The 9,244-nt window shown below is 61.6% G+C and carries 7 protein-coding genes; 2 read left to right on the top strand and 5 right to left on the bottom strand.

Annotated elements, in window-relative coordinates; genetic code table 11:
* Nucleotides 1-326, bottom strand: a 326-nt coding sequence (locus WB528_RS07015) for a sulfite exporter TauE/SafE family protein (protein ID WP_423887697.1), incomplete at its 3' end; no start/stop codon positions are given.
* Nucleotides 327-536: 210 nt separating this feature from the next.
* Complete coding sequence (locus tag WB528_RS07010) at nt 537-2,918, bottom strand: bifunctional diguanylate cyclase/phosphodiesterase (protein ID WP_423887696.1); 2,382 nt, start codon at nt 2,916-2,918, stop codon at nt 537-539.
* 283 nt (nt 2,919-3,201) lie between these two features.
* On the opposite strand from WB528_RS07010, the gene WB528_RS07005 reads away from it, so the two are divergent.
* Nucleotides 3,202-4,359: an ABC transporter substrate-binding protein gene (locus tag WB528_RS07005; RefSeq protein WP_423887695.1), complete on the top strand. Its 1,158-nt coding sequence runs from the start codon at nt 3,202-3,204 to the stop codon at nt 4,357-4,359.
* Between the two features lie 137 nt (nt 4,360-4,496).
* On the opposite strand, the gene WB528_RS07000 is transcribed toward WB528_RS07005, so the two are convergent.
* The 3 genes from WB528_RS07000 to WB528_RS06990 are packed head-to-tail and all read right to left on the bottom strand — an operon-like array spanning nt 4,497 to nt 8,259.
* The gene (locus tag WB528_RS07000) at nt 4,497-6,890 is read right to left on the bottom strand and encodes a xanthine dehydrogenase family protein molybdopterin-binding subunit (RefSeq protein WP_423887694.1); all 2,394 of its coding nucleotides are present in this window, start codon (nt 6,888-6,890) and stop codon (nt 4,497-4,499) included.
* Complete coding sequence (locus tag WB528_RS06995) at nt 6,887-7,384, bottom strand: (2Fe-2S)-binding protein (RefSeq protein ID WP_423887693.1); 498 nt, start codon at nt 7,382-7,384, stop codon at nt 6,887-6,889. Before WB528_RS06995 ends, WB528_RS07000 begins: the two co-directional genes overlap by 4 nt.
* Complete coding sequence (locus WB528_RS06990) at nt 7,381-8,259, bottom strand: FAD binding domain-containing protein (RefSeq protein ID WP_423887692.1); 879 nt, start codon at nt 8,257-8,259, stop codon at nt 7,381-7,383. Before WB528_RS06990 ends, WB528_RS06995 begins: the two co-directional genes overlap by 4 nt.
* A gap of 310 nt (nt 8,260-8,569) precedes the next feature.
* On the opposite strand from WB528_RS06990, the gene WB528_RS06985 reads away from it, so the two are divergent.
* On the top strand, nt 8,570-9,244 hold a 675-nt coding region (locus WB528_RS06985), incomplete at its 3' end, for an LLM class flavin-dependent oxidoreductase (RefSeq protein WP_423887691.1).

Here is a 9,244-nt window from a genome sequence, read left to right as displayed (position 1 = left end):
AGCACGGAATTGACCAGGCTGCGCACGGACTCGGTCGAAAGATCAAGCCACCAGAGAACAAGAAGCGTCAGAATGCTGGCGGAAATACTGCCGCTCGCCAGGCGAAACACGGCTCGCCAGTGAACGCTCCGCGCCCAGCCATGCACGAGGCTGCCACCTGTCTTGGTCGCGGCTGCGTACAACAGGTCGGTGCCGACAGCAGTCTCGGGGTGGATGCCAAACAGCAGAATAAGGAGTGGCGTCATCAGCGATCCGCCACCGACGCCCGTCATGCCAACAAGCAGGCCGACGCCGAAGCCGGAAACCACATAAATCGGATCGATCACGCCAAAAGAGCCCCAGAGGTCACTGACCATGAGGTAGGATTATATTTCCTGAAACGGCAATAGTGTGAACGAAAAAAGAATGATCTTTCCAACCAGGAGATCAAAGGGCGATTTCAGCCTACAGATCCGGCTGCCCCTGGCACCTGCGACCCATCCCGCTACCGCTCGTCCTGGTATGCCAGTCTCGATGGGGCGGAAGGGAAGCTTGAATCAGGCGGCATCCCGGTGCGGGCGGAAAACCAGCGGCTGCTTTTCCAGCTCAACGGCCGTCACCGGGCGGCCCAGCAAATAGCCTTGCGCAAAATTGACGCCGAGTGTTTTCAGCCCGTCGAGCTGCTGGACGGTTTCCACGCCCTCAGCCGTGACCGACATATCAAGGCCGCGGGCCAGCGTGACGACCGAGGAAATGATCGCCGAACTCTCGTAACGCGCCGTCAGATTGCCCATGAAAGACTTGTCGATCTTGATCTTGTTGAAGGGGAACGTGGTCAGGCAGCTCAGCGATGAATAGCCGGTGCCGAAATCGTCAAGCGCCAGCGAGACGCCGATGCTGCTCAGCCGTTCCATGAAAGCGAGGTTTTCGGCCGCGCGCTCCAGCAATACGGATTCGGTGATTTCGATTTCGAGCCGCTCCGGCGGCAGTCCCGAATTTCGCAATGCGATCTCGATGACATCGAACAATTCGGCCTGCTTGAATTGCACCGGCGAAAGATTGATCGAAACCCTGGTGTCCGCGGGCCACAACGTCGCATCGTCGCAGGCCTGGCGGATGATCCATTCGCCGAGCGGCACGATGAGGCCGGTTTCTTCTGCAAGCGGGATGAACTGATCCGGCGGGATCAACCCCCGCGTCGGATGACGCCAGCGGATCAGCGCCTCGGCACCGCGCCTGCGGCCGGTCTGAACGTCGAAATAAGGCTGATAATGGACTTCAAACAGACAGCGCGCGATGGCATCCCGCAGGTCGCCTTCCAGCGTATTGCGCGCTTCCAGTTCGACCGACATCACCTCATCGTAGAGCGTGAAGCAGTTCCGCCCCGCGGATTTGGAGCGGTACAGCGCGAGGTCGGCTTTTTTCAGCAATTGCTCCCGGTCTTCGCCGTGCCCGGGCGCCATCGAAATGCCGATGCTTGTGCCGATCTCGACCTGATGGCCGGGAAGCTCGAACGGTTCGGCGATCAGCTTCGAAATCCGGCTCGCCAGATCAATCGAACTTGCGCGTTGATCGTAGCGGCCCGCCTGGATGATGGCAAATTCGTCGCCGCCAAGCCGCGCCAGCACATCGCCTTCGCGCAGCGCGGACCGCAACCGGATGGCCACCTGACGCAGCAGCGCATCGCCCGCGGCGTGGCCGAGCGAGTCGTTGACATTCTTGAAGCGGTCGAGATCGAGCATCAGGACCGAGAACACGCCGCGCAGATATCGCGGATCCGAGCCTGCGCGCTTGAGCTGCTCCAGAAAAAATGCCCGGTTTGGCAGCCCCGTCAGAATGTCGGTCTGCGCCAGTTCGAGCACGCGGCGGTTCGCCAGCGCCAACTCGCGCGAGTTGCGGCTTGCCATGCCAAGATAGACGGCAAGGAAAATGGTGACGGCGCAGCCCGCCATGAGCACCGTCAGGGCACGGTCGTAGCGCACTGTCAGGTGGCCGCCCGCGGCAGGAATGGCCTGCACCTGCCAGCTTGCATCCGCGATTTTGAGCGCGCCGGACCAGTACGGGCCTTTCGCGAAAGCCTGCATCGTCCGGGATGTCGCTGGCACCGACGAATAATCGGGCTGAGATTGCACCATACCTGCCACAGCCGGTGGATAGGCGATGAGAACGACCGCAGTGGACTCCGCCGTATCCGATCGGATCGATTGCAGGAGCTGGCCGAGATCGAACATTCCCATCACGAAGCCGTTCAGGTTACGCCGGCGGTCGGCGACGGTGAAGCGTGAGGTTCCCTTCACGTAGACGGGCACAACCACCAGAACGCCGTGGATGCCAGCGTTGTCGTTCTTGAACAGGCGTGTCGGCGTAACGGTGACCGTATCGTTGTCTCGCGCGCGCTCAAGCGCAGTCCATCGGATCGGATCGGTGAAATAATCCATGCCGTAGACCTGCGAGATCTTCGGCTCGGTCGAAAAGAAGACCGGGAAGTAAACCTCGTCGTCCGGCGCAACTGCGAGCGTTCCGTTCGACAGCGATTTGAAATGATAGGACGGAATCCCGTCGTTGACGGCCGCCGCCTCGAATTCAGCGCGCTCCTTGCGATACACTTTCGGCAGCCAGTGGACGCGAAGGACGCCGGGATGGTTCTCGAACAGCCGGCTGCCGAAAACCTCGAATTCGCTGCGCGTCACTTCCTCGTTGGCGGATTCGAACAGCGTGCGCAGCGTAACGAGCCTGCCGAGATATTCGTTGACGCCGTTCTGCATTTCGAGCAGTTGGGTCGCAGCCACGCCCTCGAACTCCGTCCAGGTGACGCGGCGCTCCCAGCGCGCAACGGCATAGGCTGCAGCAAGCGTCAGCAACAGGCCAACGGCTGCGGCAACCCAGCCGGGCCGATAGGATCCGGATCGGGCTGCGGGAGCTTTCCTCCGCTCTACCATGTCTTCCTGCTCGCTCTCGCGGGGATCTCGGCCGCTCACCGCCGCCCTCGAATGGCCGTCGCCACCGTCAACCCTTATGCGGCTAACGCTGGTTAAAAAGCTTGAAATATCAGGGAGGATAGCGCCGGGTTTGGATGCCTTAGTTAATGATCCTTAAGGATCAACATCAACTGCCGCGCGACGATCGGAACTTGCTGCCCACGTCAGGAATTAGCGAGCTCTTCACTGCGAACCGCTAGCGTCTGCACGCCTCATCCAGTTCCACCGTTCAAGAAATCTGATCATGCGTTCAATACAACCTGCGATCTTACGCGGCCTGCTGCTTTTGCTTGCCGCGGGCCCGGCTCGAGCCGGCGAGGTCGGCGTCATGCCGGACCGGATACTGTTCGGTCAGGCGGCCGCGATGTCCGGCCCTTCTTCGGCGCTGGGCCTGAAAATGCGCCAGGGCATTCGGGCGGCCTTTGCCGAAGTCAACGCCAAAGGCGGCGTCCATGGCCGCAAACTCGAGCTGATCAGCCGCGACGACGGCTATGATCCCGATCGCTCGGTTGTGCAGACGCTCAAGCTGCTCGACGACGACAAGGTTTTCGCGCTGATCGGCGCCGTCGGCACGCCGACGTCGCTCGTGACCGAGCCGATCGCCAAGAGCCAGAACGTGCCGTTTATCGGGCCCTTCACCGGGGCGGGTTTTCTTCGCGAGAAAGGCCTCGATAACGTCGTCAATATTCGCGCGAGCTACGGCGCCGAGGCTGAAGCCTGGGTCAAGCATCTGACCGAAGATCGCCACATCACGAAGATTGCGATCTTCTACCAGGACGATCCCTACGGCCGCGACGGCCTGGCCGGTGTCAAGCTCGCGCTGCAGAAACGCCGCATGGAGCTTGCGGCAGAAGCTACCTACGAACGCAACACCAAGGCAGTCGGCATGGCCATGCGCACCTTGAAGCGCGCCGAGCCCGAAGCGGTGGTCATGGTCGGCACCTACGCTCCCTGCGCGGAATTCATCAGGCTGGCGCGCCAAAGCGGCTTCAATCCGGTCTTCGTCAATATCTCCTTTGTCGGCGCCAACGCGCTCGCCCAGGAGCTAGGCCCCCAAGGCGACGGCGTGATCGTGTCGCAGGTCGTGCCATTCCCATGGGATGCATCCATCAAGGTCGTCGCCGACTACCAGGCGGCCGAAAAAGCGCTCGACCCGGATCTGCTGCCGGACTTCGTTTCGCTTGAAGGATATCTTTCCGGCCGGCTTGCCGCCGCTGCGCTTGAAATGGCGGGGCCTGACCCCACGCGCGCCGAGATGCTGCGTATCATCAACGAGGTCGGCAGGTTCGACATCAGTGGAGATAACCTCACGGTCGGAAAAAAGATGCGGGATGCTCCCGCCAGGGTTTTCCTGACGCTCATCCAGCCCGACGGCACGTTCAGGGCTGTCGACAAGCTATAAACGGCAGCCGGTGCGGCAGAGGTCGCGCTTGCCCGCCCGGAGCTTATCCGGCCTTGATTGAATCAAAACCGGGCCCCAGTTTTTGTCTTGACGCGTTATCTTTACGCGAACCGGTTCCCACTTCGCTCGAAAACGCTCTAGATCCGCTTCAATGCCGTGAGGATGATCTGCGGCGTCAGCGGAATTTCGGTGATGACCGCGCCAAACGGCCTCAATGCATCGTTCACCGCATTCGCCACACACGCCGCCGCGCCGGCGGTCCCCGCCTCGCCGGCGCCCTTGGCGCCGAGTTCGCTTTCGGCGGTCGGCGAAACGACGTGGCCAATATCGATGTCAGGCATCTCGCCCGGCATCGGCACCAGGTAGTCCGCCATATTGGCGTTGGTCAGTTGTCCACGTTCGTCATAGATGCATTTCTCGAACAACGCGGCGCCGAGGCCTTGCACCACTCCGCCCCGGATCTGCTCATCAACGAGTTGCGGATTGATGATGGTGCCGCAATCTTCCACCACCCAATGCCCGAGCAATTTGACAAAACCGGTATCGGTATCGACCTCAAGCCAGGAGGCCTGGACGCCATTGGTGAAGGCAAACGGATATTGGCGCGGCACGTAATGACGCGTCGCCATCAATTCCGGCTGAATACCGGGCGGCAACGTATCGGGACGGAAATAGACGATGCGAGCGAGTTCGCGCAGCTCGATCCGCGGAGCCCGGTCGGTTGCGTTCACCACCGCATCATTGGCGATGTCGAGCTCGGCGGGCGTGGATTGCAGGATCGCGGCGGCTACGTCCAGAATGTTCCGCCGCAGGATCTTGGCAGCCTGCAGCGCCGCCTCACCGCCAATGCCGGCGCCGCGCGAGGCCCAGGTGCCGCCGCCGTAGGGCGTCTGATCGGTGTCGCCGAGAATGACGCGCACCCGCTCCATCGAAACGCCGACCACGCTGCCGACGATTTGCGCGGTGAGCGACTCCGAGCCCTGCCCCTGTTCGGTGATGCTGGTCTGGCAGATCACAGCGCCTTGCGCATCGAGCCGAACCGCAACACCGTCTTGCGACGAAATTTTCGCGCCGCCGACCCCGTAAAATGCCGCGCTCGGATTGGTGACCTCGATGAAGCTCGCAATCCCGATGCCGCGATGAATGTTTTTCCTGCGCAGGCTTGCCTGCTCGGCCCGCAGCTCATCGTAGTTCATCATCGCGATCAGCTTGTTCAGCGACGTGTGATGCGACAGCAGCTCGAAACGCAGGCCCGCCGGCGACGTGCAGGGATAGGCGTCGTCGGCGATGAGGTTGCGCCGCCGGATCTCCACCGGATCCATGCCGATTTTGGCCGCGGCGAGATCGACCAGCTCCTCCGTCACCGAACATGCGATGGGATGTCCGACAGCGCGGTACTGGCACATCACGTTCTTGTTCTGAAACACAACGCGGGCGCGGGCGCGATAATTCTTCGTCGTGTAAGGTCCGCCGATGAGATTGACGACCTGATTGGCCTCGATCGCGCTGGTGCGAGGATACATCGAGTACGGACCGATGCCGGTGAGGTCGTCGATCTCGAACGCGGTGATGGCGCCGTCGCGCATGACCCCGATGCGGCCCTTGCAGCGATGATCGCGGGCATGAATATCGGTATTGAAACTCTCGATCCGGTCGGCGACGAATTTGATCGGCCGGCGCAGCAGTTTCGATAAGGCATAGGTCGCCATCTCGTCGGCGTAGATGTGCACCTTGATGCCGAAGGAGCCGCCGACATCCTTGCAGACCACGCGAACCTGCGCCTCCTCGAGGCCCAGATGCAGTGCGGCGATGTTCTGCACCATATGCGGGGCTTGCGTGCCCTGATAAATCGTGAGCCGCGCCTCCGCGGCATTCCAGTCGGCGACCACCGCGCGCGGCTCCAGCGTCACGCCAGTGTGCCGCCCGAACACAAATTCGACCTCGGCGACTTCGTCGGAGTTCGCAAAGGCGTCATCGACCGCACCGACATCGAGCGTGCGCTCGAAAGCAAGGTTATCGCCGAGGGACGCATGAATAACCGGCGTAGCGGAATTGAGCGCGGTGCGCATGTCCGTGACCGCTTCAAGCTCTTCGTATTCGATCACGACCAGTTCAGCGGCGTCCTCGGCCGCCGCGCGGCTTGTCGCCACGACGGCTGCAACTGCCTCGCCCTGCCAGCACGCTTTTTCGATCGCTATCGCGCGTTGGGGCGCGGACTTCAACCCTTTCATATGCGTGAGCACGCCGACCCATGGCGTGATGACGGCGGCGAGTTCCTCGCCGGTGACGACGGCGACGACACCCGGATTTTTCTTCGCAACACTCGTGTCGATCGAAACAATCCTCGCGTGGGCATGCGGCGAGCGCACGAACACCACGTGCGCCATCCGCGGCAGCTCCATGTCGCTCACATAGAGGCCGCGCCCCTGCAACAGCCGGTCGAGATTGGGGCGCGGCACCGACTTGCCGATATAGGAATTCGGGCGGTCCAGCTCCGACAAGGTTTGCGGCGTGGCCGCTTGCTCGTTCATGGCGCGCGGCTCTTGTTGCGGCTTTTGCGCGTTTTGGCGGTTGCTTCCACCGCATCGACGATCGCCTGATAGCCGGTGCAACGGCAGTAGTTGCCGGAGAGATGCTCGCGAATCTGTTCCCTGCCCGGCTCGGCTTCATGCTTGAGGAGATCCTGTGCGGTGATGAGCATGGCCGGGGTGCAATAGCCGCACTGCAACGCATTGCGCTCGCGGAATGCGGCCTGAAGGTCGGCCATTTCACCGGAATCCGACAGGCCCTCGATGGTCTCGACCGTGGCTCCATTCGCCTGTACCGCGAGCATGAGACAGGAACGAACGATCTCGCCGTCGACCCGCACCGTGCACGCGCCGCACACGCCGTGCTCGCAGCCGACATGCGTGCCGGTCAGCTTGAGATTCTCGCGCAAAAAATCCGCCAGATTGATCCGCGGCAAGACATGCGCGTCGATGCGCTCGCCATTGACTTCAAGAGAAATGGGAAGTGGCGCTGTCATGCCAATTTCCAGGCCGCCAACTCGGGGCGAGATAGCAGTTCGGCAACACACCGCGCCAGCAACACCTTCGACAGATGACGTCGCATGGCGCCACTCGCCTGCTGATCTTCGGGCGGATCGAGAGCCTCCCCCAAAGCCTGCAAGGCCTCGGCAAGTACCCTTGGTGTCACGTCCGCCCCAAGCAGCGCCGGTATCTTCACGTGGACGGCCCTGTCGCCGACGCCGAAGAACGCTGGGCGAAGATCGGTTAGTTTCTGATTGTCGATCACCGCCTGGGCTGCCAGACCCACGATGGCGTAGTCGCCGTGGCGCCGGGCAAATTCGCAGAAGTAATGCGCCGCATTTGATCGCGGCAGCGGCACTTCGACCGCAACCAGCAACTCTGCGGCGGAAAGCGCCGTCTCATAAATACCGATGAAAAAGTCCTCGGCGGCAATCCGGCGCTCGCCTGTGGGCCCACGAACGACGATCGTCGCATCGAGCGCGATCACGCAGGCCGGCAATTCCGAGGCCGGGTCGGCATGCGCGAGACTGCCGCCGATCGTGCCACGGTTGCGGATCGCCGGATGCGCTACGTGAGCGATTGCTTGCTTCAAGAGCGGCGCACAGGTTGCAATATCGGGCGAATTTTGCAGATCGACATGGCGGGTCAGCGCGCCGATCGAGAGCGTCCCCTCTCGCCTTGTGATGCCGCGCAGTTCGTCGAGCGCGCCGATATCGACGATCAGTTCCGGCGCGAGCAAGCGGAGATTCATCGCGGGCATCAGGCTTTGGCCGCCGGACAGCACCTTCGCGCGCTCGCCGTGTTCGGCGAGAAGCTCGATTGCATTGCCGATGCTGCTGGCGCGGGCGTAGCTGAAAGCCGAGGCTTTCATGAAAGGTAACCTCCCCTCCCAACGGTTTTTCTTGGGATTAGACGGCCCGACCCGTCAAACGTCAAGTTTGTTTATCGAGCGATTATTTCTGGTGACCGGCTCCCGGATCGGGGGTAATGGATGCAAACGCCAGTGCCCCGGTTCCGAAGTTGGTCTCATATTGCGGCCCCAGGTTTACGAACTTCGGAAATCCAAAGGACACTGGCAAGCCTATTGATCTGGTGTGGCTTTGGTTCAGAAGTCCGCATGACGGACTCGCGGCAGTGATGATGCGGACTTCTGAACCGCCACACTACGGAGAGAGCGAACGATGAAATTGGGTTTCTTCACCATGCCGATCCACCCATTGGAGAAGGATTGGCGTCAGTCGCTCAGGGAGGACCGCGAGGCGTTTATTCTGGCTGACGAACTCGGCTTCACCGAAGGCTACGTCGGCGAGCACGTTACCGATCGGGCCGAAAACATCACCTCCTGCATCGCGTTCCTGGCGTGGATTGCGGCTGCGACCAGGCAGATCAAACTTGGCACCGGCACCATCAACATGCCGAATACCCATCCGGCGGCGACCGCCGCGAGCCTCGCGATGCTCGATCACATGCTCGACGGACGGCTGATCTTCGGCATCAGCCCGGGTGGGCTTCTGTCGGATGCCGAGCTGTTCGGCAATCTCGACGCCGACCGCAACGAGATGTTCCTGGAGTCGATCAACCAGGTTCTCGACATCTGGGCCAACGATCCGCCCTACAACTTCAAGGGCAAATACTGGAATATCTCGGTCGAACGGACGTTCATCGAAGATATCGGCCAGGGTTTCATTGCCAAGCCGTTGCAGCGGCCGCATCCACCGATTGTCGTCACGGCCGTGGCACCGTTCTCCAAGGGCGTGACGGAGGCGGCCGTTCGCGGCTGGGATCCGATCTCGGCGAACTTCCTGATGCCGGCCTGGGTGAAAAGCCATTGGCCGAAATATGTCGAGGGCTGCGAG

Source organism: Bradyrhizobium sp. (assembly GCF_049586575.1).
GTDB lineage: Bacteria > Pseudomonadota > Alphaproteobacteria > Rhizobiales > Xanthobacteraceae > Bradyrhizobium.
The sequence above is the reverse complement of the archived record's forward strand: the minus strand, read 5'-3'. Positions and strand labels throughout refer to the sequence as shown.

What these genes read in the sequence shown, in the direction of transcription:
- WB528_RS06990 (WP_423887692.1), bottom strand. Translation starts at nt 8,259, where the DNA reads ATGAAAGCCTCGGCTTTCAGCTACGCCCGCGCCAGCAGCATCGGCAAT.
- WB528_RS07005 (WP_423887695.1), top strand. Translation starts at nt 3,202, where the DNA reads ATGCGTTCAATACAACCTGCGATCTTACGCGGCCTGCTGCTTTTGCTT.
- WB528_RS07000 (WP_423887694.1), bottom strand. Translation starts at nt 6,890, where the DNA reads ATGAACGAGCAAGCGGCCACGCCGCAAACCTTGTCGGAGCTGGACCGC.
- WB528_RS06995 (WP_423887693.1), bottom strand. Translation starts at nt 7,384, where the DNA reads ATGACAGCGCCACTTCCCATTTCTCTTGAAGTCAATGGCGAGCGCATC.
- WB528_RS07010 (WP_423887696.1), bottom strand. Translation starts at nt 2,918, where the DNA reads ATGGTAGAGCGGAGGAAAGCTCCCGCAGCCCGATCCGGATCCTATCGG.